We start from the raw sequence: 26,380 nt of genomic DNA, 5'->3' as shown, positions 1-26,380 counted from the left end.
TTCTTACTTTAAGTATAAGAGAAGAGAGATAATTCAACTATTGAAGTACATGACGTAGAAATTACATTGTTGTAAGAAAGTGGTTTATTTTTGTCACTTTACTCAGCAGTGATTACAAACTGATCATAATATTTTTCATTCACATATATATTTAATAACCATAATCCAGATGAAGGTAGTGACATAGTGAGAGGGAGTTCGTTTGTAGTAGAATCGATTGTATTTGAAGTAGTCCAAGTTTGTTTGGAAGTTTCTTTTTGAAAGAGTACTTGTGTCGGAGTTACAGATCCTTGTTTTAGCGCAATAATAGACAATTTTCCAGTTGGTATTTCAGAATCTAGAAAGTGCCACATTATTTCATTTTGTTCATTTGCGATAATAGGACTATCAGCCATTGCGACTTTACCTTCGATGCCTTTTAAAGGCATTTTTCCTTCTATGAAAGAAGGTGTTTCTTCCCAATTTACATCTTTTAAAACACTAAGGTGAAAGAAGGAAGGTGCGTTCACTTGAGTGGATGACGTTGCTATTACGTCTTTTTTTTGTTCTTTTGAATCCGGTTGCGTTTGTGTGCATCCAGTGATGAGGAAGGAGAGAAGTAGCATAGTTCCGATTTTTTTCATGGTGCCACACTCCTAGTTTTTATTGTTAGTGTAATTGTATTTGCTAGAAGGCGGGACAATTCCTTTAAAGTATAAAAAGAGGTCGTAAGTTTTGTACGACCTCTTTTGACATTTTTATCCCGTAAAAGCCCGATTGGTGTAGGTTAATAATTAGTGGGAGATAGTCCCCACTAATTAAAGTTTCATTTTATATTTGTTCCGTTGTATAGGTTGGTTCGGCTTCTTTTTGAGGCATCGTCAAAAAAATAACGGACAGAACGATACATACGCCGCCTAATAATTGATATGTTCCAAAAGATTCATTTAGCCAAGTGATTGAAACGATGGCAGCTACAAGGGGTTCAATGCTAGATAAAATGCTTGTTTCTGTTGCTGCTAAATATTTAAGACTACCGATATATAGAAGGAAAGAAAGGGTACCACTAATAATGATAAGAATAAGCATAGAAAAAGTTTTTAGTGTAAGGGTTTGTGAAAATTGATTCCACCCGAATGAACGATTATAAATAAGTAGTGCAATTCCTCCGATTAACATCCCCCAACCAATTACTACAGTTGTCCCGCATTCTTTAATGAGAGAAGCCGGATGAAGGGTATAAAATGCAAATCCGATTGCTGTTAATAGTCCAAAAATAATAGCTTCTTTGGATAAAACAATATTTTCAATTGAGCCATTTGTAATAATAAAGTATGTTCCTATTAGCGCGGCTATAATTGCGAATAGTTGCATGGAAGCAGGGAATTTTCTTTGTTCAAATGCAACATACATGGTAATAAGAACAGGACCTAGAAATTGAAATAGCGTTGCTGTGACTGCATTACTAATATGAACCGTTTCGATAAAGGCGTATTGCGCACCGAGCATGCCGAGAATAGAAAAAATAATAAGTTGTATAGAATATCTAGGGTGTTTCCAAATTTGAAATATATTTTGTTTCTTTATAAGTAAGAAAGACAAAATAAATATTCCTGCAAGCAACAATCGAATTGTTAAAAAATCAATTGAGGATACATTAGTATGCTGAAATAGCCACTGAATCATTGGACCAGATAATCCCCATAATGTAGCCCCTGTAATAATCATAATAAGTCCGATACGTCTACCATTGTTCATTATCATGTTTCTCCTCTCCGGTATTTGATTTTTTATGTGTGACATGATAATAGGAATTATATATAACTTCTGGTACTGTAAAAAGTATCAGATTTTAGTTTTATTAAGGGGTCAGATACTATGTTAGAATTAACGCCTAATTTAAATATGAATAGTAAAAAGGCATTATATGTGCAATTGTATGAGTATATAAAAAAAGAGATTAAAGATGGATCAATTGTCCCTTTTACGAAATTACCGGCTAAGCGAAAGTTAGCGATACATTTACAAGTAAGTAAAAATACAGTAGAGGCAGCGTACGAACAATTACTTGCAGAAGGTTATATTGAGTCAATATCGAGAAAAGGTTATTTTGTATGCAAGATTGAGCAAATGGCTCATATAGAGGATAGCGGAGAGAGAATAGAAGAAGTACCGTTTCAGGAGAAGAGTTATAAATTTGATTTTACACAAACAGGAATTGATACAAATGCTTTTCCATTCAATATGTATCGGAAAATTGTAAATGAAATATGGCAGCCGCATAATAACGAACTTCTCTTTCTAGGACACCCTCAAGGAGAAGCGAGCTTAAGAGAAGAGATTACGAATTATTTGTATGAATCTAGAGGTGTACGTTGTTCAGCTAGTCAAATTGTATTAGGAGCGGGAACACAAATATTAGTGAAACTGTTGTTTCAATTGTTAAAGGGAAGCAATTATGCAGTTGAAAACCCAGGGTATCATAGAAAGATGGTTGTTTTTGAACAGGGAGAAGCAAGAGTCCAAATGTTATCTTTAGATAGAGATGGAATTTGTATTGCAGATTTAGAAAATAGCAATGCGAATGTTGTATTTGTTACACCTTCCCATCAGTTTCCGTATGGAATGATTATGCCTATTACGAGAAGGATGCAACTTTTACAATGGGCCAAGAAAAAAGAGAGCAGGTATATTATTGAAGATGATTATGATAGTGAATTTCGCTATTCTGGAAAGCCTATACCGGCGCTGCAAGGGTTAGATACAGAGGGGAAAGTTATTTATATGGGGACGCTATCTAAAGCATTATTACCATCGCTACGGATGAGCTATATGGTGTTGCCGAAGAAATTAATTAAAAAGTATCAACAGCAATATTTATTTTATACACAAAGTGTTTCAAGAATGGACCAAGAAGTGATTAGAAGATTTTTAAATGAAGGCTATTGGGAAAAACATATTCATAAAATGCGTGTCGTCTACCGAAAGAAGAGAGATCGACTTGTTTTTGAAATAGAGAAGTATTTCTCTAATCGTGTTGAAGTGATAGGAGAAGATTCAGGATTACACATTTTATTAAAAGTGCATAATGGAATGCGGGAAGAAGAATTAATTCAAGAAGCTGCGAAACATAGTATCAAAATATATCCTGTGTCTACGTACTATAAAGACGATACTGCACCTGAAAATGTAGTTTTACTTGGGTTTGCGATATTATCAGAGGAAGAAATTGCGAAAGCGATTCAATTATTACACACGGCATGGTTTACAAGAAAGTAAAAAACATCCTCCAAACATGAGGATGTTTTTTATTATTTATTTTCATCTAAGAATAAGACCATATGCTCTTCGTCCCAATATTGTCCGTTATATTTTAATGAACGTTCTTGTACACCGAATGTTTTAAAACCTAATGATTCATAAAGTTTTTTCGCTCCATCGTTGCCAACAACAACATCAAGCATAACTTGTTCTACTTCTAAAGATTTAGCAAGCTCAAGACATTCTTTAATAAGTGCTTTTCCTGCTCCAAGTCCGCGCGCTTTTGGAGATACATATACAGAACCGATTTTAGCTTTATGTTCTTGTTTTACATATGGTTTCGTTTCCAGTGTTGCAACCCCGATTAATTTTCCATCTTTAAATGCACCTAGCGTATAGTTTTCATCTTGTGCTAATTTTTGTGCTTTATATTCAATCGCACACTCTTTATTAATAATATCTTCATAAGAAGAGCTGAATGCTTCAGGGTTTTGCTTTAATCCTTCTACGCGAAGTTCTAAGTAAATTTCTGCTTCGTCTTTTGTTAATACATGGATATCCAATTATATCACCCTCCAAATCTTTGCAAATGTACCTTTATTTTATATTGAAATAAGAATAATTTCAAAAGCTTAGCTTATATGAGCTGTTTTTATGAACAAAATAACACCAGTAGTGTTTACTGCTACTGGTGTTTTCACACGCATATTATTCAAAAGGTAGCTCGATTATAAAGTTTGTTCCCGCTCCTAATTGGCTTGTTACTAGAATAGAACCGTTATGCAATTCTACAATTTCCTTTGCAACAGCTAGCCCGATACCTTTTCCGCCTGTAGCTCGTGTTCTAGATTTATCGACACGATAAAAACGGTCAAATATATGCGGGATATCTTCTTCAGGAATACCTTCACCTTCATCTTGTACACTTATTGTAAAAGAATCTGTTTCCATGAGTACACGTATCGTAATGGCTGTGTTTTCTGGCGAATGTTGATAAGCGTTGTGTAATAAATTTAACATAACTTGTTCCATACGTCTTTCGTCTATACAAACTTCTAAATCATCTTTGCAATATACATGAAGTTGCATTTGCTTATTTGTTAATGTTGTTTTTGTTTTTTCTACCATTCGTTCTAAAAATGGCTGAAGAAGCACTTTTTGTTTTTTTATAACAAATTGGTGTTGTTCTAATTGTACAAGCATAAATAAATCTTGGACGAGATCGGTTACACTATCCGTTTCATCCTCAATAATTTGTAAGTATTCTTCTCGCTCCTCTTTTGTTAAAGAGTCTCTCTTTGCTACCTTCGCATAACCTTTCATATAGGTCAATGGAGTTAATAGTTCATGAGCGACACTAGCGAGAAATTCATTGCGCTCTTTTTTCATATACGTAAGTTCACTCGATAAATCTTCAATTGTTTTTGCTAAACTTCCGAGTTCATCATTTCGTTTAATACCTAATTGAATTGGCTTGTTTAATTTTGACATTTTTTCTGTCGCTCTCTTCATTTTTACAAGTGGTTCTGTAATAACGCGTGAAAAAACAAAGACAGAAATTGTTGTTAAAATAATTGTTAAAACGCTAATGATAAGAAATTGGTTCATGAGTTTAAGTAACATATTTTCTAGGAAAGATGTTTTTAATAACATATATAGCTTTCCTTGAAACTTTGTTGTGTTAAGTGGGCTTACTGTTGTGATGAACTTTGATTTTTTCCAGTTCCTTTCAACGACCAATCCGCCGTCTGGGACAGTTTCTGTTTTACAAGTAAGTTGTTTTTGCATATCTTTTGTTACGGGTTCTGAGGTGGAAATAATTTTGCCATTATGGTCAGTAATAATGATAGCTATATCGGAGTTAGAAATTGATTCCGATTCAACTAAGTGTGCAGCCTCATTCGTAATATCGAACTCAGGGTACACAGGACGTTTAGGATTTTTATTATGTTCAGCGTGTTTCATTTCTTTATAATATTCATCCCGTCTCTCGCGGCTTTTAATTTTTTTACTATAGCGATTACCTTTCTCTAAAAGAGCATCTGTTTCCTCTACAATACGCATTTTTGAAAGGCTTTTATAAAAAGATACGAAAGCAATTGTTTCAATACATAAAGCTAATATTAAAAAGTATGTCCCAATTTTAAGGGAAAGTTTACTCATTTTTTCACCATACCTTATTCATAATAAAGAGTCAGTGGTATACGATTTCCCACTGACCGAAGTAATTATTCACTTTTCCATTTATATCCGACTTTATAGACCGTTTCTAGGTAATCTTCAATCGGAAATCCTTTTTTGCGTAGTTTATCACGGATATTACGAATGTGTGAGTCAATTGTTCTATATTCGATATCTGTTTCATAGCCCCAAATTTTTTCGATTAAATCATCTCGGCTATAAGCACGGTTTGTATTTTGTAAAAATAGTCCGAGTAACGAAAATTCGATAGGAGTTAATGAGATTTTTTCATCATAAACTGTGACAGTATGTTTCGTTTTATCCCACTCAATACCATTGAAACTAACAAAGCCATCTTTTTTTGTACGGCGTAATATAGCCTCGATTCGTGCGACTAATACATGCTCATCAAATGGTTTTGTAATATAATCATCTGCGCCCATCGTGAGGCCTTTCACCATATCGTAGTTTTGGTTGCGAGCTGTTAACATAATGATAGGAACGTTGGAAATTTGACGAATTTGATAGCAAGTATCCCATCCATCCATACTTGGCATCATAACATCTAATAAAATAATATCGAATTCTTTTTGTTCGATTAATTTTAGTGCTTCAAGGCCAGAGGTAGCTTTCATACAAAAATAGCCGCGAGGGCTTAAGAACAGATCTAATAATCGTAACATACGTTCTTCATCGTCTACTAATAAAATTTTTACCATAATCTTGTGCACCCCAAACTGTTCATTCTACTTGTATAGTTTACATGAAAATAATAAAAAACTCTTTTTATGTGATTGAATGGAGGGCTGATTTTTTCGCTCAGAGTAATTGACATAAAAAATGCACTAGTTTTGCACAACTATTTTTTATAATAGAAAACGTAGCGACACAAAATACCCTATGTTGCGACATAACGTCATGTCATTTTATTTATAAAATGACAATTCCATTCTATTGTGTATGTGAGATAGAGAGGGTTTTCGTATTCACCTCGCATCGGATAAGAAAAATTTCCTATCTCACACTTTTTTTAAAAGGAGATCATACACATGAATTCAAAAGAAGAAATTTCAAAAAAAGAAAAGCAAGATCGTAATACGGTTGTCATGTGCGTTGCCGTATCTATGGTTATTATTATAAGTTGCGTAAATAAAATTTTGGGGATTTTATAATATAAAAAAAGCTGATTGCTTCTTAAGAAGCAATCAGCTTTTTTCATTGTTAGGGGGAGTGTTCATATAATAAACCAAGGTAAAATTGCTAATCCAGAAGTTACAATTGCTGTAGTAAATATTAAAAGCATAGCTCGTTTGTTTTGTTTCATGTCACATTCTCCTCTACATATCAAGTACATGCGATCAGCGTGGGATGTAGTTCCCCACTGAGTAAAGTTTCACTTTATATTTTTAGTATAATGAATGGAAAGGTTTGGTACGATCGATAAAGGTGACATGAAGATTACATTGTTGTAATGAAAAAAGCATCTTTCTTAATAAAAAGATGCTTTTGGAAAACTATATTGAAGTATTAATCATTTAAGAACAGAACCATATGTTCCTCGTCCCAATATTGACCGTTATGTTTTAATGAACGCTCTTGTACGCCGTAAGTCTGGAAACCTAATGATTCATATAATTTTTTGGCACCAGCGTTACCAACTACAACATCGAGCATAAGTTGTTCTACATGTAATTTATCGGCATTTTCAATAATTGCTTTAATAAGAGCTCGTCCTGCTCCAAGGCCACGCGCTTTTGGGGAAACGAAAACGGAACCGATTTTTGCTTTATGTTCTTGTTTAATGAAAGGCTTTGTTTCTAAAGTAGCGATACCAATTAAATCGTTATCTTTGAAGACCCCTAGAGTATACTTATCCGGATTGCTTAATCGTTTTGCCATAGCAGCTACAGGATCCTCATGTTTCAAAACATCTTCATAGGAAGAGCTAAAAGCTTCCGGGTTCTTCGTTAAACCTTCCATACAAACTTTTAAATATATTTCTGCGTCCTCTGTCGTTAATAAGCGAATTTCCATAGTTGTAACCTCCTTGGTCGATTTCAAATAAAATAAATCCATTACTTTTATAAGAGTGTGTATGTGTTTTGTTAGCAGTCTCTTTTAATTTGTAAAAGAATGAAAAGATATATGCTACAATGTTTTGTTTTTTAATATGTAACGAAATTATATATTAACTTTATTAACTATTCAAGTCTTTAATATATTACATTTTCATAACTAAAATAACTCCTCAATTGAGGAGTTATTTTAGTTATTCGATTGATAACCATCAATTCGATGTGGATGTGTGTAAATATTGCAGGATTCATTTCTGATAAATCCTACGACTGTAATGCCTAAATCGTGAGCCAGTTGCAATGCTAGTTTTGTTGGGGCAGATTTAGATAGAACAATTTCACATCCGATTTTTGAAACTTTGAGTAAAATTTCAGATGAAATACGTCCGCTAAATGCGATAATTTTTCCTTTAACAGATATATCATTGCGTAAACAATGACCGTATATTTTGTCTAATGCATTATGTCTTCCGATATCCATTCTTGATAGAAGGATATTATTTCGATCACATAGCGCGGTATTGTGAACACCACCAGTTTGGCGAAAGGTAGTGGAAGATTGTTGTAAAGTATTCATTAAGTAAAAACATTCTTCAGGAGTAATTTTTACATGTATATCATGTAAGTCTTTTGCTTTTGCCGCATCGTTTACGAAAATAAAACCTTGTCTACCTTTTCCGCAGCAAGAAGTGACGTATCGTTTATTATATAAAGTTTGATAGAGCGGATTCACTTTTGATGATTTTACATGGACAATTCCGTTATCTTTTTGAACCCATAGTTCTTCAACATCGTTATAGGAAGAAATAATCCCCTCAGAAATTAAAAAACCAATTACCATATCTTCAATATAATTTGGGGTGCATACGACTGTTACATATTCTTCACCATTCAATTTAATAGTAATAGGAGATTCTGTAACAATCTCATCAAGTTGTTTTGAAAATGTACCAGATTGATAACGTACAATTGTATAAGTCTCTTGCGTAGGCCCCATATTTAATTCCCCTTTTATATGTATTTCTCTCCCACATTTATCATAAAACAATGGGAAAAATAAAAACACCTATTAACAAGAAGATCACAGATTATTTTGGTTATTATTGTATATGTACGATATAATAGAACTGTAGAATAGTGATATTTTCAAGCTTTCGTAGTTATACCTTATAACATCTAGAATCGACTTCATAAGAAAGTATTTGGGTAGAGCGTTTCAAAAAAATGTACAGTAATGCGATTTTGAAAACGGATTCATGATTGTGTTGTACAGTTGGTTGTAAGGAGTGGGGAAACTATGGCAGAACAGACAGTCCGTGTAACCGTCGATGGTAAAGAATTTTCTGCATCAGGTGAAAAGACGATACTACAATTATTTAACGAGAGTAATTTGGAACATCCTCAAATTTGTCATGTACCAGAAGTAGATCCAATTCAAACTTGTGATACGTGTATTGTAGAAGTAAATGGAAAGTTATTGCGTGCTTGTTCAACGAAATTAGAGAACGGTATGCATATCGAAAGACAGTCCCAGCGTGCAAAAGAGGCACAGACTGAGGCAATGGATCGAATATTAGAGAATCATCTACTGTATTGTACCGTTTGTGATAACAATAATGGTAACTGTAAAGTCCACAATACAGTACATATGATGGGAATTGAGGAACAGAAATATCCGTATGAGCCAAAAGTAAGTGCGTGTGAAGTGGATATGTCACATCCGTTTTATCGATATGATCCAAATCAATGTATTGCTTGTGGACAGTGTGTAGAAGTATGTCAAAACTTACAAGTGAATGAAACTATATCGATAGACTGGAGCTTAGACCGTCCACGTGTTATATGGGACAATGGTGTAAGTATAAATGACTCATCTTGTGTAAGTTGCGGGCAATGTGTAACAGTATGTCCATGTAATGCGTTGATGGAGAAATCAATGTTAGGTGAAGCTGGATTCATGACAGGATTGAAACCGGATGTGTTAGATCCGATGATTGATTTTGTAAAGGATGTAGAGCCGGGATATAGTAGTATTTTAGCAGTTTCAGAAGTAGAGGCTGCGATGCGTAAGACGAAAGTGAATAAAACAAAAACAGTTTGTACATTTTGTGGTGTAGGTTGTTCATTTGAAGTATGGACGAAAGACCGCCACATTTTGAAAGTGCAGCCTGTTTCAGATGCGCCGGTTAACGGTATTTCAACATGTGTAAAAGGCAAATTTGGATGGGATTTTGTAAACAGTGAAGATCGTATTACAAAGCCATTAATTCGCCAAGGGGATATGTTTGTTGAAGCTTCATGGGAAGAGGCTCTTGAAGTTGTTGCATCCAATATGCAGCATATTAAATCAGAATATGGAAGTGATGCATTTGGGTTTATTTCTTCTTCGAAAGTAACGAATGAAGAAAATTATCTTATGCAAAAACTAGCCCGTCAAATATATGGAACGAATAATGTAGACAACTGTTCCCGTTATTGTCAATCTCCAGCAACAGACGGTTTATTTAAAACTGTCGGTATGGGCGGGGACGCTGGAACAGTGAAAGATATTGCGGAAGCAGGCCTTGTCATTATCGTTGGAGCAAATCCGACAGAAGGGCATCCTGTACTTGCAACGCGTGTAAAACGTGCTCATAAATTACATGACCAAAAATTAATTGTGGCGGATCTTCGTAAACATGAAATGGCAGAGCGTGCGGATTTATTCATTCATCCGCGCCAAGGAACTGATTATGTATGGCTCGCTGGTATTACGAAATATATTATTGATCAAGATTGGCACGATAAAAAGTTCATAGCTGAAAATGTGAAGAATTTTGATGAATATAGCAAAATGGTAGAAAAGTATACGCTTGATTATACAGAAGAAATTACGGGGATTTCGAAAGAAAATCTGAAAGAAATGGCTCGTATGGTATATGAAGCAGATGGTACTTGTGTACTTTGGGGAATGGGTGTAACGCAAAATACTGGAGGAAGTACAACTTCAGCAGCAATTTCAAATCTATTGCTTGTTACGGGTAATTATCGTCGTCCTGGTGCAGGAGCATATCCATTACGCGGACATAATAACGTACAAGGCGCTTGTGATATGGCAACATTACCAAACTGGCTTCCAGGTTACCAAGCGGTTTCAGATGATGCGCTCCGTGCGAAATTTGAAAAAGCATACGGTACTACAATTCCGAAAGTACCAGGCTTAAATAATATTGCAATGTTACTTGCGGCAGATGAAGGAAAACTGCGTGGTATGTATGTTATGGGTGAAGAAATGGCTTTAGTAGATTCGAATGCCAACCATGTACAACATATTTTAGCGAATTTAGATTTCCTTGTTGTTCAAGATATGTTCTTATCGAAAACAGCTCGTTTTGCTGATGTTATTTTACCGGCAGCACCAAGCTTAGAAAAAGAGGGAACATTTACGAATACAGAGCGCCGTATTCAAAGATTATATGAAGTATTGAAGCCGCTTGGTGATTCAAAGCCAGACTGGTGGATTTTACAAAAAGTAGCTCGTGCGCTTGGCGGGGACTGGAATTATGAAAGTCCAAGTGAAATCATGGATGAAATTGCATCGCTTGCACCTTTATATTCTCAGGCAACATACGATCGTTTAGAAGGATGGAATAGTTTATGTTGGGGTAGCCATGATGGTAGCGATACACCGCTATTATATGTGGACGGATTTAACTTCCCGGATAAACTAGCTCGTCTATCATTAGATGAATGGGTACCACCAGTTGTAGCGCCAGATGAGTATGATTTACTTTTAAATAATGGTCGTATGTTAGAACATTTCCACGAAGGGAATATGACGAATAAATCGGCTGGTATTTTATCTAAAGTATCTGAAGTGTTCGTTGAAATCTCGCCTGAACTTGCCCTAGAGCGCAATGTGAAAGATGGTGGCCTTGTAGAATTAGCATCACCATTTGGGAAAATTAAAGTACAGGCACTTGTTACAGAGCGTGTAACGGGGAAAGAGCTATATTTACCGATGCATGCAACGGTAAATGAAGAGGCAATCAATATTTTAACTGGAACGGCGACAGATCTTTATACGTGTACACCAGCGTACAAACAAACGATGGTAAAGATGCGTGTACTACGTGAAAAAGGGAATCGTCCGTTACCATCTTCAAACCCGAGAGATAAAAAGCGTAATCCGCAAAACGGTGTTGAAATCCAGCAAAAATGGCAAAGAAAACAATACGTATCACTTGTGGACTAGGGGGCGGAGATAGTGGCGAAAGAAATTACTGTAATTAAAAAGAAAGTTGTAACAGAGGAAGAACAGAAACAGCAAGTAGCAGATGAACTTCTAAATGAGCTATCTAATAATCGTGAAGCAGTAGAAGAAACGATGCAGCTTTTAGCACAGTTGCAGAAGGCTGGTATATTAGATGCGGCAATTAGTTTACTTGCTGCGAAGGAAGATGTTTCAAAAATCGCTGTGGAGCAATTAAATCGTGAACCCGTTAAAAATGCGTTAAATAATATGATGGGGGCAGGAGAAGCGTTATCTTCAGTTGACTCAGAAATAACGAAGCAAATTACGTCAAGTTTAGTTACAGGATTGCAATTTGCAACAGATGAATTAAATAGTGGTAAAAAAACAAAAGTGATGGATTTCTTTAAAGTATTAAAAGATCCAGATATCAATAGAGCTATTACATTCGGTTTTAGCTTCTTGAAAGCATTTGGACAAGGGCTAGAGAAAAAATAGAATAAATGAAAAAGTGATGGGAAGTAGCCATCACTTTTTTCATTATATGTATAAGTGTGTTCATGTTAAGCGGAATATATTATTATTAAAAAGATGGATTAGAACTGGAAATATGGAATCCATCTCAAATACCGTTTTAGAATTTGGAGGAATATATGCAACACCGTAAAAAACTATCTATACCAGGAGTAATGAGACATTCCTTTCAAACAGTTAAATTTGCCTTTTGGAATGTATTAACTTTTCAACTTGCTTATAAATTATTAGCAGCGATTGTGTTTGTTCCGCTATTTGGAATCATTTTTAATAAGTTATTGTATTTTGGTGGTTATGCAAATGCGACAAATGATGAATTATTAGCGTTTTTAAAGACGCCTTATGGCATCTTAGCAATCGTAATTTTATCATTGTTAGCACTGTTTCTTATCTTTACAGAATTTGCGGTGCTTATTATTATTTCGTATTTCGCTCATAAAAGACAGAAGGTGAAATTACGTCCGATTTTATATAAAACGGTAACGTATTTACCTACTCTTTTCACATATTGCTTACCAGGATTTATTTTATATGCTGTCGTATTGTTGCCTCTTTTAAATATGGGATATGAAACGGCATTAATCCCGCAAATTCAAATTCCTAACTTTATTACAGGAGAGCTGTTTAAGACAACGATGGGACAAGTTGGTTATTACACGTTCTTTGCTGTAGTCGCGTATTTGAATCTTAGATGGATTTTCGTTCTACCTATTGTTGTTTTAGAGCAAAAACCATTTCGCGTGGCAGCACGTAAAAGTGCAACTTTAGTAAAGGAAAGCTTTTTTAAAGTACTATTCTTTTTAGTAGGATTTTTTATTTCAATTGGAATTGTATATGTCATGTTTTTGGGAATGTATTTATTGTGCCTATGGGGTATTTATGAATTTACAAGCCCGAAAGGAACATTTGCATTATTAGCTGAATCAACGATTTCGGTATTTTTAACGAGCACATTGTATTTATTCAGCTTTATCGTGACGCCATTTTATATTATGGCGATTACGCGATTATACTTACAAAAGGTACCGGTTGAAGATGTTTTATTAGAAGAAGGATTAGATTATTCGAAAACGAAAGCAGATAAATGCTTTTTCCAAAAACATCGTTGGAAATTCATTGGCGTATACATTGTAGGGATTATTACTGCGGGAATGGTCGTTGCCTTCATTGTAACGTTTATTTCAAATTCGTATAAAGAACCGATTATTATGGCGCACCGCGGGTATATATCAAAAGGCGTAGAAAATACGAAAGAAGCTGTGCAAGGTGCTATTGATGCAAAAGCAGACTACGCTGAAATAGATGTATTACAAACGAAAGACGGTGAGCTAGCGGTTATACATGATTTGAAGCTGAAACGTCTCGCAAATGCCAATGTACATGTGTCAGATTTAACGATGGCTGAGTTAAGGCAGCTTACCCTTAGTCAAGATGGACTTTCAGGACAAATAAGTACACTTGATGAAATCATTAAGCTAGCAAATGGCAAAATCAAACTTAATATAGAAGTGAAGCTTCATGGGGGCGAAAAAGATTTTGTAAACAAAGTCTTAAAAACGATTAAAGATAATGAATTTGAGAAGCAATGTGTAATTCAAACGTTACACTATCCACTTATTAAAGAGTTTAAGCGTGCAAATCCAGATATAAAAGTAGGGTATATACTGTATGCAAGTAGAGCTAACTTAAAGAATGTGAAGGCTGACTTTTACGTAGCAGAAGAATATATGTTAAATAAGAAATTAGTAAAAGAAGCAAGGAAGTTAAACAAACCAATTTACGTATGGACAGTAAATGATATGGAAAATTTAAAGGCATATTATAAGTTAAACGTAGATGGTATTATAACCGATTACCCTGAAGATGCACGTGAAACAATTAAGATGTTAAAAGAGCAAGAAGCGGAAGAAAGTGATCTGTTTGATAAAATTACTGAAACGACAGATGATCTATTTTCTAAGTTATTTATAAGTTACCCAGCTGCTAGCTAAATGCTAGCAGCTGTTTTTTTGTGAAAAGAATATATCTCTAAAGTATTGAGTAAAGTAATAACTGTATATGTATACGTTATCGCTTAGGTTTCTTACATTGTTAAATTATTGTCAAATAATAAATGATTGCTGTTTATTTTGAAGCAGTATAATAAAAATAGAGTGAAAGATAATGGAATGACACGAAACCCCTAATAGAATCAATGTTTTATATATTTACACTATTCTAAATATAAAAACTTTAGGAAAATGATATGTTAGCGTTTTCATAACTTTTAAGTTATGCTAGAATAAGGACATAAGTTATTAATTATTACAAAAAGAAAAAAGAATCTCTTTTTTCTGTTAATTATAAGGGGGCATTTCATTATGCGTATTGGGGTACCAGCAGAAATTAAAAACAACGAAAACCGTGTGGCAATGACACCAGCAGGTGTTGTACATTTAATTCGTAACAATCACGAAGTATTCATTCAAAAGGGTGCAGGTTTAGGGTCTGGTTTCACAGATGCTCAGTATGTTGAAGCGGGAGCAAAAATTGTTGATACAGCCGAAGAAGCTTGGAATATGGAAATGGTTATGAAAGTTAAGGAACCAATTGAAAGCGAATACAAACACTTCAGTGAAGGCTTAATCTTGTTCACATACTTACACTTAGCTCCAGAGCCAGAATTAACAAAAGCTTTAATCGAGAAAAAAGTTGTTTCTATCGCATATGAAACAGTACAATTAGAAAACCGTTCATTACCATTACTTGCACCTATGAGTGAAGTAGCTGGTCGTATGGCTGCACAAATTGGTGCACAATTCCTTGAGAAAAACAAAGGCGGTAAAGGTATCTTACTTGCAGGTGTTCCAGGGGTTAAACGTGGTAAAGTAACAATCATCGGTGGTGGACAAGCTGGTACAAATGCTGCTAAAATTGCAGTTGGACTAGGTGCGGATGTAACAATCATCGACTTAAGCGCAGAACGTCTTCGTCAATTAGATGACATTTTCGGAAACCAAGTAAAAACTTTAATGTCTAATCCTTACAATATTGCAGAAGCTGTTAAAGAGTCTGATCTTGTAATCGGTGCAGTATTAATCCCAGGTGCAAAAGCTCCAAAACTTGTAACAGAAGAAATGATTAAATCAATGGAACCAGGTTCTGTTGTTGTAGATATCGCGATTGACCAAGGTGGTATTTTCGAAACAACTGACCGTATTACAACTCATGATAACCCAACTTACGAAAAACACGGCGTTGTTCATTATGCAGTTGCAAACATGCCAGGTGCGGTTCCACGTACATCAACTCTTGCATTAACAAACGTAACAGTACCATATGCAGTACAAATTGCTAACAAAGGCTACAAAGAAGCTTGCCTAGGCAACTCTGCATTACTAAAAGGTATTAACACATTAGATGGCTATGTAACATTCGAAGCAGTTGCAGAAGCTCACGGTGTAGAGTACAAAGGTGCTAAAGAATTATTAGAAGCAGAAACAGTATCTTGCTAATAGAAGCATTATACAAAACAAAATCGAACAATATATAAAACAACATGATAAGAGCTAAGAGTGAAGATCTCTTAGCTCTTCTTGGCAAAAGGGGGCATACATCGTGGCCAACCTATTTAAAAAGAAATCCGTTACGCAATTGTTAGGGGAAAGTAAAAGTAAAACTTTGACGAAAACGCTAGGGGCATTTGACCTAACAATGCTAGGGATTGGTGCGATAATTGGTACAGGAGTTCTAGTATTAACTGGATTAGTAGCAGCAAGAGATGCTGGTCCAGCAGTTATTTTTTCATTCATGATTGCAGCCATCGTTTGTGGATTTGCAGCATTATGTTACGCAGAGGTTGCTTCTACACTTCCTGTTTCAGGTAGTGTGTACACATACTCATATGCAACAATTGGTGAGTTTGTAGCTCATTTAATGGGATGGACATTACTATCCGTATATGTTGTAACGACTGCCGCAGTAGCTGGCGGATGGACTGGTTACTTCCATAACTTAGTGAGTGGATTAGGGCTTGAAATTCCAAAAGCACTGCTAACGATTCCGTCTCAAGGTGGTATGGTGAATTTACCAGCAGTTATCGTTACATTAGTTATAACTTGGTTATTATCAAGAGGTACGAAAGAAAGTAAACGCGTGAATAACATAATGGTATTAATTAAAATTGGTATCGTTGTTTTATTCATTGCAGTTGGTGTATTCTACGTGAAACCAGAAAACTGGATACCATTTGCACCGTACGGTTTAAGTGGAGTTTTCGCGGGGGGAGCAGCAGTATTCTTTGCTTTCTTAGGATTTGATGCATTAGCAACTTCTGCTGAAGAGGTAAAAAATCCGCAACGTGATCTACCGATTGGTATTATCGCTTCGTTAGTCATTTGTACAATCATTTATGTTGTAGTTTGTCTCGTTATGACGGGTATGGTTTCTTATAAAGAATTAGATGTACCAGAAGCTATGGCATATGTGTTAGAAGTTGTAGGACAAGATAAAGTAGCAGGTGTAATCGCAATTGGAGCTGTAATTGGTATTATGGCAGTAATTTTTGCTTACATTTATGCAACGACACGTGTATTCTTTGCGATGAGCCGTGACGGTTTATTGCCAGAATCTTTCGCGAAAATTAATAAAAAGACAGAAGCGCCAACATTTACAGTTTGGTTAACAGGAATTGGTAGTGCTTTAATTGCTGGATTTATCGATTTAAAAGAATTGTCGAATTTAGCGAATATTGGAGCGTTGTTAACATTTGCGATGGTTGGTGTGTCAGTTATTATTCTTCGTAAAACACATCCAAAATTACAACGTGGATTTATGGTACCACTTGTACCGATCTTGCCGATTATTTCGATTGCATGTTGTCTATTCTTAATGGTAAATCTACCATTAAAAACATGGATGTACTTCGGTGCTTGGTTAGCAATTGGAGTAGTTGTATACTTTGTTTATTCGAAAAAACATAGTCATTTAAAAGACGATGGAAGTTCGCAGGATAATTTAGAACAAGCTAATTAAAAGCTTAATTAAAAGGGATATAAGTATAGTAAGCCTTGTGCGTCTAGGGAGCGCGCAAGGCTTTTTCTTTTGTTGAAATAAAGGGAATGTATATTACTTTGTTGAATTTTTATGTCGGAATATGAAAAAGGGTGTGCGAATTGTGCATCCTTTTTTGTATGAGAATATAGAGGGTGCGGAAAATATGTATACGACTTATTAAAATGTGAACGGAATGTTCATAAAAAAAATTCAGATTTCATTGACACATATGAGTAGGCGCTCATATAATAAGAGTATAAGATACATGAATGATTGTTCATATGTTCAATTAAAGAGGTGAGCTATAATGGCTGGAAATAAAGTAGAAACACCACAAGAGACATGTTCTCAAACGATAATTCATGAAGAAGTTGTAGAGCAAGTAAAACAAACAATTCCAACTGATGAAAGTTTAAGTAAAGTAGCAGAACTATTTAAAGTATTAGGTGACCGTACACGTACGAGAATATTACATGCGCTATTTGAAGCTGAAATGTGCGTTTGTGATTTAGCTTATTTATTAGGAATGACACAATCATCTATTTCGCATCAGCTTCGTGTGTTAAAGCAAGCGAAACTTGTGAAGAATCGTAAAGAAGGAAAGGTTGTTTATTATTCGTTAGCTGACCAGCACGTAATTCATATCTTCGAGCAAGCGTTTGAACACGTAAACGAAGAAGAATAAAAAGAACGCGAGGAGGGAGAACGATGGCTGAAGCGTTAGTGAAAAAGAAACTGATGTTAGAAGGTTTAGATTGTGCGAATTGTGCAATGAAAATTGAAAAAGGTGTTGGGAATATAGAAGGAGTAAATTCTTGCTCTGTAAACTTTGCAACAAAGACAATGATTTTAGAAACGGCACAAAATAAAGAAAACGAAGTTGTTACGGAAGCAAAACAACTCGTTACAAAATTAGAACCGCATATTAAAGTGCAAGAAGAACAAAAAAATAAAATTGCTAAAGAAGTATTTATATTAGAAGGTTTAGATTGCGCGAACTGTGCAATGAAAATTGAAAATAAAGTTAAGGAAATGCCAGCTGTCTCAGAAGCAACTGTTGATTTCGTATCGAAGAAACTACGAGTAGAAGTTGCGAATAAAAGAGAACTAGAAGCGACTGTAGCAAATATAACAAATGTCGTTCAAAAGTTAGAGCCAGACGTGAAAGTTGTTCGTGAAGAGAAGAACGGTCATGACCACGGGCATAGTCATGATCATGGTGAAGCAAATGTGAAAAAGATGGTAGGGAGATTAGTGGTCGGCGGAATTTTGACAGCAATTGCTGCATTAGCGGGCTTACCACAAATGGTAACAATTCCGTTATTCGTCCTTGCTTATTTATTAATAGGTGGAGATATCGTTTGGAGAGCGGTAAGAAACATAACTCGTGGCCAAGTATTTGATGAAAACTTCTTAATGGCAATTGCAACTGTAGGAGCTTTTGCAATTCAACAATACTCAGAAGCTGTAGCAGTAATGCTATTTTATCAAGTAGGAGAACTATTCCAAAGCATTGCGGTAAACCGCTCTCGAAAATCAATTACTTCATTAATGGATATTCGTCCTGATTATGCGAATGTAAAGGTTGGAAATGAAACGAAACAAGTATCACCAGAAGATGTACAAATTGGCGATTATATTATCGTTAAGCCAGGTGAGAAAGTGCCGTTAGACGGAAAAGTAATTGAAGGAACATCAATGGTAGATACTTCAGCATTAACAGGTGAATCTGTACCACGTGAAGTTGAAGTTGGAAATGATGTATTAAGTGGCTTTGTGAACCAAAACGGTGTGTTGACAATTGAAGTTACAAAAGAATTCGGTGAATCAACTGTATCGAAAATTTTAGATTTAGTTCAAAATGCAAGCAGTAAAAAAGCACCAACGGAAAACTTTATTACGAAGTTTGCACGTTACTACACTCCAGTTGTAGTTATTACAGCGGCAATCATGGCGTTTATTCCACCACTTATTTTAGAAGGAGCTACATTCTCTGAGTGGATTTATAGAGCTTTAGTGTTCTTAGTAATCTCTTGTCCATGTGCGTTAGTTGTATCCATTCCTCTTGGATTCTTTGGAGGTATTGGTGGTGCATCTAAAAGTGGTGTGTTAGTAAAAGGTAGTAACTATTTAGAAGCTTTAAATGATGTGAAATATATTGTTTTTGACAAAACAGGAACATTAACAAAAGGTGTTTTCAAAGTTACAAAAATGGAACCGAGCGAAGGTACTACAAGTGAAGAGTTATTAGAGTATGCGGCATTTGCTGAAGTATATTCTAACCATCCAATTGCCCAATCTATTCGAAAGGCATATGGAAAATCAATTGATGAAAAAATAATCGATGATTATAACGAAATTTCTGGTCACGGTACAGTCGTAAAAGTACAAGGAAAAGAAATTTTTGCAGGTAATGCAAAATTAATGAGAAAAGAAAATATTGAATTTAAGCAACCAGAAACAGTAGGTACATTAGTTCACGTTGCTGTAGATGGAAGATATGCAGGTTATATTGTTATCTCTGATGAGGTAAAAGAGGATTCGAAACAAGCGATTCAAAAGTTAAAAGAACTAGGTATTAAAAAGACAGTAATGTTAACTGGTGATGCAAAACCAGTTGGTGAAGCTGTTGGTAAAGAATTAGGCTTAGATGAAGTTCATGCGGAATTACTACCGCAACAAAAAGTAGAAGAGATTGAAAAAATTGATGCAGCGAAGCACGGAAAAGAAAAAATTGCCTTCGTTGGTGACGGTATTAACGATACACCAGTATTAGCCCGTGCAGACGTTGGTATTGCGATGGGTGGTTTAGGGTCAGATGCAGCAATTGAAGCGGCAGACATCGTTATTATGACTGATGAGCCTTCAAAAATTGCGACAGCTGTAAAAATTGCAAAACGCACAAGAAGTATAGTGTGGCAAAATATCATCTTTGCTCTAGGTGTAAAAGGGATCGTTTTATTACTTGGTGCCTTTGGTATTGCAACAATGTGGGAAGCTGTTTTCTCAGATGTTGGTGTGACACTACTTGCAGTGTTAAATGCAATGCGTGTATTACGAGTGAAAGATTTATAAAAAAGAGGACGCGAACCGCGTCCTCTTTTTTATTGGTGATTTTGTTGAAATTGACTCAATAAAATAATATCAAATATTATTTTACTTTAAAATAGTATAATATTAAAATTTACAAATAAGATACATTCGTCTTATTATTTTAATATATTTTTTACAAATATCCATATAGTATTGAAAAAACAGAGAAGGGGAAACTTCTCTGTTTACTTTTGTATGTTTTTTTCAACTTGTTCTCGAACTGTTTGAATGTAATTCATTTTATGATCCCAGCACTCTTGGCTTAAATCGACAGGGTATTCTTCAGGGTTTAAAGTTCGCATATATTCTTCCCAAAATAGAGAGAGGCTCTGTTCATTATATTTTTGAATATCTAATATACTTGGTAGTTCATATGTTCTTTCACCGTTAACGAAAATGTCTTTATGCAGTTCACGGGCTTCAAAGTTTGTTACGAATTTACTTATATATGTGTGAACTGGATGGAACATTTTTAAGCGCTCTTCTTTTCCTGGTTCTTCAGAATCTAACGCAATATAATCGCCTTCTGCATGATCGTTAACCCGATTGATAATACGATAAATTCGTTTCAGTCCTGGAGTGGTAATTTTTTCAGGGTTAGATGAAATTTTAATTGTATCATTTAATTTTCCGTCAGTATCTTCAATCGCAACGAGTTTGTAAACAGCCCCCAATGCAGGTTGCTCAAAGGACGTAATTAATTTCGTTCCAACGCCCCATACGTCAATTTTTGCTCCTTGAGATTTAAGGTGCATAATTGTGTATTCATCTAAATCGCTAGAAGCGATAATTTTTGTATTTGTAAACCCTGCTTCATCTAGTAGTTTTCGTGCCTTTTTCGATAAATAAGCCATATCACCACTATCAAGACGTATGCCATAGAAATCAATACGATCCCCAAATTCTTTTGCAACACGAATCGCATTTGGAACACCAGATTTCAATGTGTCATATGTATCAACGAGAAAGACGCACTTTTTATGAGTTTCAGCGTATTTTTTAAACGCGACGTATTCATCGCGATATGCTTGAACGAAAGAGTGAGCGTGTGTGCCAGCTACAGGAATCCCAAAGCGTTTCCCAGCACGAACGTTGCTTGTAGAGGAGAAACCACCAATAAAGGCAGCACGCGTCCCCCAAAGGGCAGCATCGAACTCATGGGCACGTCTTGTGCCGAACTCTAAAAGCTCATCATTACTTGCAGCATGTTTCATACGTGCTGCTTTTGTGGCAATTAATGTTTGGTAATTCACAATATTTAAGAGGGCAGTCTCAATAATTTGTGCTTCACCAAGTGGTGCATCAACACGTAATAAAGGCTCGTTATTAAATACAACTTCACCTTCTTGCATACTGCGAATCGTCCCAGTGAATTTCATATTTTGTAAATAATGAAGGAATTCTTCTTCGAATTGTAATTCTGCTAAGTAAGCGATATCGCTTTCAGTAAAACTGAAATTTTCTATGTACTCTACAATTTTCTCAAGGCCAGCAAAAACAGCGTAGCCGTTCTCAAATGGAAGCTTTCGAAAATATAAATCAAAAACAGAACGGCGATTATGAATACCATCTTTCCAATATGTATAAGCCATGTTGATTTGATATAGGTCTGTATGTAAGGCATAACTATCGTCTTTATAATGAGTCATCGCGAGAACACCTCCATAATTTGGTTATAGTATACCAATTTTTCACCATTCGTAGCAAAGAAGAGATATTGATGTGAAGTCAAGAGAGAAAAAAATGAAATTATGCATATTTTTTAGAAAATTTATATTTATCAATTTATATTTCTCCAAATTTTATGTATTATTAGAGTAATGGGGGTAATGAGAATGGAGGAGGACAATGCAACAAACATTAGAAAAAATAGGCAAACAAGTCTTTTATAAACGGCTCCAGCAAAAAATGACACAAGAAGAATTATGTCAGGGCATTTGTTCTGTCTCATACTTAAGTAAGATCGAAAATGGAAAGATCGAAGCATCAGAAGAAATTCTACAATTGCTCTGCACAAGACTAGAAATTGCTGTGACGGATTTGAGAGATGTAGAAGAAGATGTGAAGGGAAAGCTAGATGAATGGTTAAATGCACTAGTTCATTTAGACAAGCAACAAGTAGAACGTATATATGAAGAGTTGCAAGGTGAAATGAAGCATGTGTTGGATTTTGAAATTATAAATTATTATAAACTGCTGTATACACGTTATTTAATTATGAAAAGGGATTTTCCTGCTGTCGAAAAAGAGTTAGAGAGCTTAAAGAAGATGTACAAAAAGTATTCACCATTCCAAAAATTATTATATACGTATAGCAAAGGGTTATATTATTTTTTACAACATAGATATAAGAAGGCATTGGAGTATTTGACTCGAACAGAAGTAATGGCAAAGGAACAAGGTTATCATGAGAATGGAATATATTTCAATTTGGCTCTTGTTTATAATGAATTAGAAGTTGAACATATGACTTTACATTTTGCTAATGTAGCAATGGAAGGATTTAAGAATGAATATAAATTCCGTTATGTGATAAATTGCCAGTTACTTATTGCGTTGAGTTATATACAAAAAAAGCAATATAATGAAGCACTATCTATTTATAATAATATTTTGAGGGAAGCAAATTCTTTTGCTGATAAAGAAAGTATAACAGCTATTGCTTTAAATAATTTAGGCTTCTTGTACTATAACTTAAAAGATTATGCAAAAGCAAAAGATTATTATTTACAATGCCTAAAGTACAAAAAGGAAGAGGATTTAAATTATATTGATGCAGTGTATGAGATCGCTTTGCAGTGTATTGAATTAAAAGAATTTGAAGAAGCGAAAGATTGGATTAATAAAGGAATAGATGTTGCCAAGAGGGATGAAAAGTATAAAAGTATGTTATATATACTTTCAATGCTTAAGAATAAATACTTTGAAACGAAAGATGTTTATAAAAGATTTTTAGAAGTTGAGGCAATCCCATTTTTTAGAGGCGAAGAAAATAAAAAGGAATTAAAAATGGTGTATTTAGAACTAGCAGGATATCACGAGGAATTACTAGAATTTAAGGAAAGTAATAACTACTATAAATTAGCAATTAATTTATTAGAAGAAAAGGGAGGAAAATAATATGAAAAAAATAATTATTGGTGCTTTGGCTTTGGTAGCTGTATTAGTGGTATTGGAACCGCAATATGCTTGGACATCGGATATTTATGGTCAAGGCGAAAAAGTAGTAGAATTAATAAATTCTTAACAGAAAACCCTTTCCAACCGGAAAGGGTTTTTTCAATATTTGTTCCTCAAAATTCTACAAAACTTGAGAAAATAATTATTTGAATTTTTAGTATATTAATAGTGGAAACATAATGCTAATATAAAACTACTCTTTTTCAAAAAAATTTTTTATTAGGGGGAAGGTTCATGAAAAAGAAAAGTTTAGCGTTAGTGTTAGCGACAGGAATGGCAGTTACAACATTTGGAGGGACAGGCTCTGCATTTGCGGATTCTAAAAATGTACTCTCTACGAAGAAGTACAATGAGACAGTACAGTCACCTGAGTTTATTTCTGGTGATCTAACTGGAGCGACTGGTAAGAAAGCGGAATCTGTTGTGTTTGATTACTTAAATGCAGCAAAAGGTGATTACAAGCTAGGGGAAAAGAGTGCGCAAGATTCTTTCAAAGTGAAACAAGTGAAGAAAGATGCTGTAACTGATTCAACAGTAGTACGTATGCAACAAGTTTACGAAGGAGTACCTGTATGGGGTTCTACTCAAGTAGCTCACGTAAGTAAAGACGGTTCTTTAAAAGTATTGTCTGGAACAGTTGCACCTGATTTAGACAAGAAGGAAAAGTTGAAAAATAAAAATAAGATTGAAGGCGCAAAAGCGATTGAAATCGCGCAACAAGATTTAGGGGTAACACCGAAATATGAGGTAGAACCAAAAGCGGACTTATATGTATATCAAAATGGTGAAGAAACAACATATGCATACGTTGTAAATCTAAACTTCTTAGATCCAAGTCCAGGAAACTACTACTATTTCATTGAAGCAGACAGCGGTAAAGTATTAAATAAATATAATAAATTGGATCATGTAACAAATGAAGATAAATCACCAGTTAAGCAAGAGGCTCCTAAACAGGATGCGAAAGCAGTAGTAAAACCTGTAACAGGAACAAATAAAGTAGGAACTGGTAAAGGTGTATTAGGAGATACGAAATCACTTAATACAACGTTATCTGGTTCATCTTACTACTTACAAGATAATACGCGCGGGGCAACAATTTTCACATATGATGCGAAAAATCGTACTACATTGCCAGGAACTTTATGGGTAGATGCAGATAATGTTTTCAATGCAGCGTATGATGCAGCAGCAGTAGATGCTCATTACTATGCAGGTAGAACATATGATTATTATAAAGCTACATTTAACAGAAACTCTATTAATGATGCAGGAGCTCCGTTAAAATCGACAGTTCATTACGGAAGTAAGTATAATAATGCATTCTGGAATGGCTCACAAATGGTATACGGAGATGGTGATGGTGTAACATTCACTTCATTATCTGGTGGAATTGATGTAATTGGTCACGAATTAACGCATGCTGTTACTGAAAATAGCTCGGACTTAATTTATCAAAATGAATCAGGAGCGCTAAATGAAGCAATTTCTGATATTTTTGGTACTTTAGTAGAATTCTATGATAACCGTAACCCGGATTGGGAGATTGGTGAAGATATTTATACGCCTGGTAAAGCAGGAGATGCGCTTCGCTCTATGAGTGATCCAGCGAAATACGGTGATCCAGACCATTATTCTAAGCGTTACACTGGTACTAGTGATAACGGTGGGGTTCATACAAACAGTGGTATCATTAACAAACAAGCTTATTTATTAGCAAATGGTGGTACGCATTCGGGTGTAACTGTAACGGGCATTGGTAAAGATAAGTTAGGTGCAATTTATTACCGTGCAAACACACAATATTTCACGCAATCTACTACATTTAGCCAAGCTCGTGCTGGTGCAGTACAAGCTGCAGCTGATTTATATGGTGCGACTTCTGCGGAAGTAGCAGCAGTTAAGCAATCATTTAGTGCTGTTGGTATTAACTAAGGATTTAAAGGATAGCTATTAATAAAATACCTCAAAAATAAAGAAGGAGCCTATGCTCCTTCTTTATTTTTTTCTCCATTTTTTCCACAAATAATATAATCCGATACAACCTGCAATTGTCACAATCCACTTTGCTTCATTTGTTCCGTTGATGACATGATAGGCAGAATATACTTCGATTAACAATGCCGGTATTTTCCCTATTGTGCTGGCAATACTGAAGGAGAGTAATGACATCTTACCTAGAGCCGCAAATAAAGTCACGATACTTGATGGGATGAAAGGTATCAAGCGAAACGATAGAACGAGTAGAAAGGCCTCTCTACCTTCTACATAAAGAAGACGCTCTACCTTTGGGTATTTATTTACTTTATCGTGAGTGAACTTTTGAAGGCCCATGCGGTAAATATAAAACGAGATAATAGCCCCTAATGCTTCGCCTACGATCGAAATAACAGTACCATTTGTTACGCCAAAGAGCTGTATATTAATGGCGGTTAAAAAAATACTAGGGATAAAACCTAAAAGACTAATGATGATGTTAATTAAGATACTAAGTGGAATTGCGATTGAATAGTATTCTGTTAAGAAATTTTGAATCGTTTCAGCCATTGTTTAAAATCCTTTATCTTTTTTTGCATTACACCACATTTCGTTTGTATAGGCAAGGGGAAATTTACATAATGTAGAAAAACGTTGATAAGAAGGGTGTTTTATACCTTATATGGGTATTGGGTATGTAAAAATAGGGGTATTTTAAAATATTTTTAAAAATACTATAAAAACCTTTGTATAAAAGAGTTTTATAGTTATGTTATCGGTGATTTTATCTGGGAAATAAACGAAAAATATAGGGGGTATATATTATAAAAGGCGA

General features: G+C 35.0%; 21 protein-coding genes. 12 read left to right on the top strand and 9 right to left on the bottom strand.

Going from position 1 to position 26,380, the window contains the following annotated elements; genetic code table 11:
- Window positions 1-98: 98 nt before the first annotated feature.
- Both ACTFR3_RS22435 and ACTFR3_RS22430 read right to left on the bottom strand, forming a co-directional pair.
- On the bottom strand, window positions 99-623 hold the full coding sequence (locus tag ACTFR3_RS22435; protein ID WP_440044817.1) for a DUF4871 domain-containing protein: 525 nt from the start codon (window positions 621-623) through the stop codon (window positions 99-101).
- A 187-nt stretch (window positions 624-810) separates the two neighbouring features.
- A complete protein-coding gene (locus ACTFR3_RS22430; RefSeq protein ID WP_440044816.1) occupies window positions 811-1,737 on the bottom strand; it encodes a DMT family transporter in 927 nt (308 codons plus the stop codon).
- A 120-nt stretch (window positions 1,738-1,857) separates the two neighbouring features.
- On the opposite strand from ACTFR3_RS22430, the gene pdxR reads away from it, so the two are divergent.
- Entirely contained in the window at window positions 1,858-3,258 is a 1,401-nt protein-coding gene (gene pdxR / locus ACTFR3_RS22425; protein ID WP_440044815.1) for a MocR-like pyridoxine biosynthesis transcription factor PdxR, read from the top strand.
- 32 nt (window positions 3,259-3,290) lie between these two features.
- Here the strand turns inward: pdxR and ACTFR3_RS22420 are convergent, their stop codons facing one another.
- The 3 genes from ACTFR3_RS22420 to ACTFR3_RS22410 all read right to left on the bottom strand — a co-directional run bounded on the left by ACTFR3_RS22420 (window position 3,291) and on the right by ACTFR3_RS22410 (window position 6,140).
- On the bottom strand, window positions 3,291-3,803 hold the full coding sequence (locus tag ACTFR3_RS22420; protein ID WP_000351212.1) for a GNAT family N-acetyltransferase: 513 nt from the start codon (window positions 3,801-3,803) through the stop codon (window positions 3,291-3,293).
- A gap of 145 nt (window positions 3,804-3,948) precedes the next feature.
- The gene (locus ACTFR3_RS22415) at window positions 3,949-5,403 is read right to left on the bottom strand and encodes a HAMP domain-containing sensor histidine kinase (RefSeq protein ID WP_000041022.1); all 1,455 of its coding nucleotides are present in this window, start codon (window positions 5,401-5,403) and stop codon (window positions 3,949-3,951) included.
- 65 nt (window positions 5,404-5,468) lie between these two features.
- Window positions 5,469-6,140 carry a response regulator transcription factor gene (locus ACTFR3_RS22410; RefSeq protein ID WP_000238957.1) on the bottom strand — a complete coding sequence of 224 codons (672 nt, stop codon included), beginning with the start codon at window positions 6,138-6,140 and terminating at the stop codon, window positions 5,469-5,471.
- Between the two features lie 330 nt (window positions 6,141-6,470).
- On the opposite strand from ACTFR3_RS22410, the gene ACTFR3_RS22405 reads away from it, so the two are divergent.
- Window positions 6,471-6,593, top strand: a complete 123-nt coding sequence (locus ACTFR3_RS22405; protein WP_001085006.1) for a hypothetical protein — start codon at window positions 6,471-6,473, stop codon at window positions 6,591-6,593.
- Between the two features lie 355 nt (window positions 6,594-6,948).
- Here ACTFR3_RS22405 and ACTFR3_RS22400 read toward each other — a convergent pair whose 3' ends face one another.
- Window positions 6,949-7,455: a GNAT family N-acetyltransferase gene (locus ACTFR3_RS22400; protein ID WP_000405874.1), complete on the bottom strand. Its 507-nt coding sequence runs from the start codon at window positions 7,453-7,455 to the stop codon at window positions 6,949-6,951.
- Window positions 7,456-7,686: 231 nt separating this feature from the next.
- Window positions 7,687-8,493 carry a formate dehydrogenase accessory sulfurtransferase FdhD gene (fdhD, locus tag ACTFR3_RS22395; RefSeq protein ID WP_061456760.1) on the bottom strand — a complete coding sequence of 269 codons (807 nt, stop codon included), beginning with the start codon at window positions 8,491-8,493 and terminating at the stop codon, window positions 7,687-7,689.
- Between the two features lie 300 nt (window positions 8,494-8,793).
- Between fdhD and fdhF the strand changes: the two genes are divergently transcribed.
- The 7 genes from fdhF (at window position 8,794) to ACTFR3_RS22360 (ending at window position 20,370) form a co-directional block, all read left to right on the top strand.
- Window positions 8,794-11,730 carry a formate dehydrogenase subunit alpha gene (gene fdhF / locus ACTFR3_RS22390; RefSeq protein ID WP_440044814.1) on the top strand — a complete coding sequence of 979 codons (2,937 nt, stop codon included), beginning with the start codon at window positions 8,794-8,796 and terminating at the stop codon, window positions 11,728-11,730.
- Between the two features lie 12 nt (window positions 11,731-11,742).
- A complete protein-coding gene (locus ACTFR3_RS22385; RefSeq protein ID WP_001040541.1) occupies window positions 11,743-12,225 on the top strand; it encodes a DUF1641 domain-containing protein in 483 nt (160 codons plus the stop codon).
- A 155-nt stretch (window positions 12,226-12,380) separates the two neighbouring features.
- On the top strand, window positions 12,381-14,252 hold the full coding sequence (locus ACTFR3_RS22380) for a glycerophosphoryl diester phosphodiesterase membrane domain-containing protein (RefSeq protein ID WP_001164714.1): 1,872 nt from the start codon (window positions 12,381-12,383) through the stop codon (window positions 14,250-14,252).
- 369 nt (window positions 14,253-14,621) lie between these two features.
- Window positions 14,622-15,755 carry an alanine dehydrogenase gene (gene ald / locus ACTFR3_RS22375; protein ID WP_001219742.1) on the top strand — a complete coding sequence of 378 codons (1,134 nt, stop codon included), beginning with the start codon at window positions 14,622-14,624 and terminating at the stop codon, window positions 15,753-15,755.
- A 103-nt stretch (window positions 15,756-15,858) separates the two neighbouring features.
- Entirely contained in the window at window positions 15,859-17,274 is a 1,416-nt protein-coding gene (locus ACTFR3_RS22370; protein ID WP_001284893.1) for an amino acid permease, read from the top strand.
- Between the two features lie 328 nt (window positions 17,275-17,602).
- Window positions 17,603-17,980 (top strand): ArsR/SmtB family transcription factor, encoded by a 378-nt coding sequence (locus ACTFR3_RS22365; RefSeq protein ID WP_000918378.1) that lies wholly within the window; start codon window positions 17,603-17,605, stop codon window positions 17,978-17,980.
- A gap of 23 nt (window positions 17,981-18,003) precedes the next feature.
- Window positions 18,004-20,370, top strand: a complete 2,367-nt coding sequence (locus ACTFR3_RS22360; protein ID WP_000796569.1) for a heavy metal translocating P-type ATPase — start codon at window positions 18,004-18,006, stop codon at window positions 20,368-20,370.
- A 203-nt stretch (window positions 20,371-20,573) separates the two neighbouring features.
- Here ACTFR3_RS22360 and ACTFR3_RS22355 read toward each other — a convergent pair whose 3' ends face one another.
- Entirely contained in the window at window positions 20,574-22,037 is a 1,464-nt protein-coding gene (locus tag ACTFR3_RS22355; RefSeq protein ID WP_000150184.1) for a nicotinate phosphoribosyltransferase, read from the bottom strand.
- Window positions 22,038-22,236: 199 nt separating this feature from the next.
- Between ACTFR3_RS22355 and ACTFR3_RS22350 the strand changes: the two genes are divergently transcribed.
- The 3 genes from ACTFR3_RS22350 (at window position 22,237) to ACTFR3_RS22340 (ending at window position 25,503) form a co-directional block, all read left to right on the top strand.
- A complete protein-coding gene (locus ACTFR3_RS22350) occupies window positions 22,237-23,508 on the top strand; it encodes a helix-turn-helix domain-containing protein (protein WP_001187959.1) in 1,272 nt (423 codons plus the stop codon).
- Between the two features lies 1 nt (window position 23,509).
- Window positions 23,510-23,635: an NprX family peptide pheromone gene (locus ACTFR3_RS22345; protein ID WP_000720172.1), complete on the top strand. Its 126-nt coding sequence runs from the start codon at window positions 23,510-23,512 to the stop codon at window positions 23,633-23,635.
- A gap of 167 nt (window positions 23,636-23,802) precedes the next feature.
- Window positions 23,803-25,503, top strand: a complete 1,701-nt coding sequence (locus tag ACTFR3_RS22340) for a M4 family metallopeptidase (RefSeq protein WP_000730383.1) — start codon at window positions 23,803-23,805, stop codon at window positions 25,501-25,503.
- Window positions 25,504-25,566: 63 nt separating this feature from the next.
- On the opposite strand, the gene ACTFR3_RS22335 is transcribed toward ACTFR3_RS22340, so the two are convergent.
- Window positions 25,567-26,115, bottom strand: coding sequence for a TVP38/TMEM64 family protein (locus tag ACTFR3_RS22335; RefSeq protein WP_000852224.1), 549 nt, complete (start codon window positions 26,113-26,115; stop codon window positions 25,567-25,569).
- Between the last annotated feature and the right edge of the window lie 265 nt (window positions 26,116-26,380).

Source organism: Bacillus cereus group sp. MYBK14-1, assembly GCF_051916885.1.
In the GTDB taxonomy this organism is placed as follows: domain Bacteria; phylum Bacillota; class Bacilli; order Bacillales; family Bacillaceae_G; genus Bacillus_A; species Bacillus_A cereus.
The sequence above is the reverse complement of the archived record's forward strand: the minus strand, read 5'-3'. Positions and strand labels throughout refer to the sequence as shown.

What these genes read in the sequence shown, in the direction of transcription:
- ACTFR3_RS22380 (WP_001164714.1), top strand. Translation starts at nt 12,381, where the DNA reads ATGCAACACCGTAAAAAACTATCTATACCAGGAGTAATGAGACATTCC.
- ACTFR3_RS22350 (WP_001187959.1), top strand. Translation starts at nt 22,237, where the DNA reads ATGCAACAAACATTAGAAAAAATAGGCAAACAAGTCTTTTATAAACGG.
- pdxR (WP_440044815.1), top strand. Translation starts at nt 1,858, where the DNA reads ATGTTAGAATTAACGCCTAATTTAAATATGAATAGTAAAAAGGCATTA.
- fdhD (WP_061456760.1), bottom strand. Translation starts at nt 8,493, where the DNA reads ATGGGGCCTACGCAAGAGACTTATACAATTGTACGTTATCAATCTGGT.
- ACTFR3_RS22405 (WP_001085006.1), top strand. Translation starts at nt 6,471, where the DNA reads ATGAATTCAAAAGAAGAAATTTCAAAAAAAGAAAAGCAAGATCGTAAT.
- ACTFR3_RS22415 (WP_000041022.1), bottom strand. Translation starts at nt 5,403, where the DNA reads ATGAGTAAACTTTCCCTTAAAATTGGGACATACTTTTTAATATTAGCT.
- ACTFR3_RS22345 (WP_000720172.1), top strand. Translation starts at nt 23,510, where the DNA reads ATGAAAAAAATAATTATTGGTGCTTTGGCTTTGGTAGCTGTATTAGTG.
- ACTFR3_RS22365 (WP_000918378.1), top strand. Translation starts at nt 17,603, where the DNA reads ATGGCTGGAAATAAAGTAGAAACACCACAAGAGACATGTTCTCAAACG.
- ACTFR3_RS22430 (WP_440044816.1), bottom strand. Translation starts at nt 1,737, where the DNA reads ATGAACAATGGTAGACGTATCGGACTTATTATGATTATTACAGGGGCT.
- ACTFR3_RS22360 (WP_000796569.1), top strand. Translation starts at nt 18,004, where the DNA reads ATGGCTGAAGCGTTAGTGAAAAAGAAACTGATGTTAGAAGGTTTAGAT.
- ACTFR3_RS22340 (WP_000730383.1), top strand. Translation starts at nt 23,803, where the DNA reads ATGAAAAAGAAAAGTTTAGCGTTAGTGTTAGCGACAGGAATGGCAGTT.
- ACTFR3_RS22355 (WP_000150184.1), bottom strand. Translation starts at nt 22,037, where the DNA reads ATGACTCATTATAAAGACGATAGTTATGCCTTACATACAGACCTATAT.
- ald (WP_001219742.1), top strand. Translation starts at nt 14,622, where the DNA reads ATGCGTATTGGGGTACCAGCAGAAATTAAAAACAACGAAAACCGTGTG.
- ACTFR3_RS22435 (WP_440044817.1), bottom strand. Translation starts at nt 623, where the DNA reads ATGAAAAAAATCGGAACTATGCTACTTCTCTCCTTCCTCATCACTGGA.
- ACTFR3_RS22400 (WP_000405874.1), bottom strand. Translation starts at nt 7,455, where the DNA reads ATGGAAATTCGCTTATTAACGACAGAGGACGCAGAAATATATTTAAAA.
- fdhF (WP_440044814.1), top strand. Translation starts at nt 8,794, where the DNA reads ATGGCAGAACAGACAGTCCGTGTAACCGTCGATGGTAAAGAATTTTCT.
- ACTFR3_RS22335 (WP_000852224.1), bottom strand. Translation starts at nt 26,115, where the DNA reads ATGGCTGAAACGATTCAAAATTTCTTAACAGAATACTATTCAATCGCA.
- ACTFR3_RS22410 (WP_000238957.1), bottom strand. Translation starts at nt 6,140, where the DNA reads ATGGTAAAAATTTTATTAGTAGACGATGAAGAACGTATGTTACGATTA.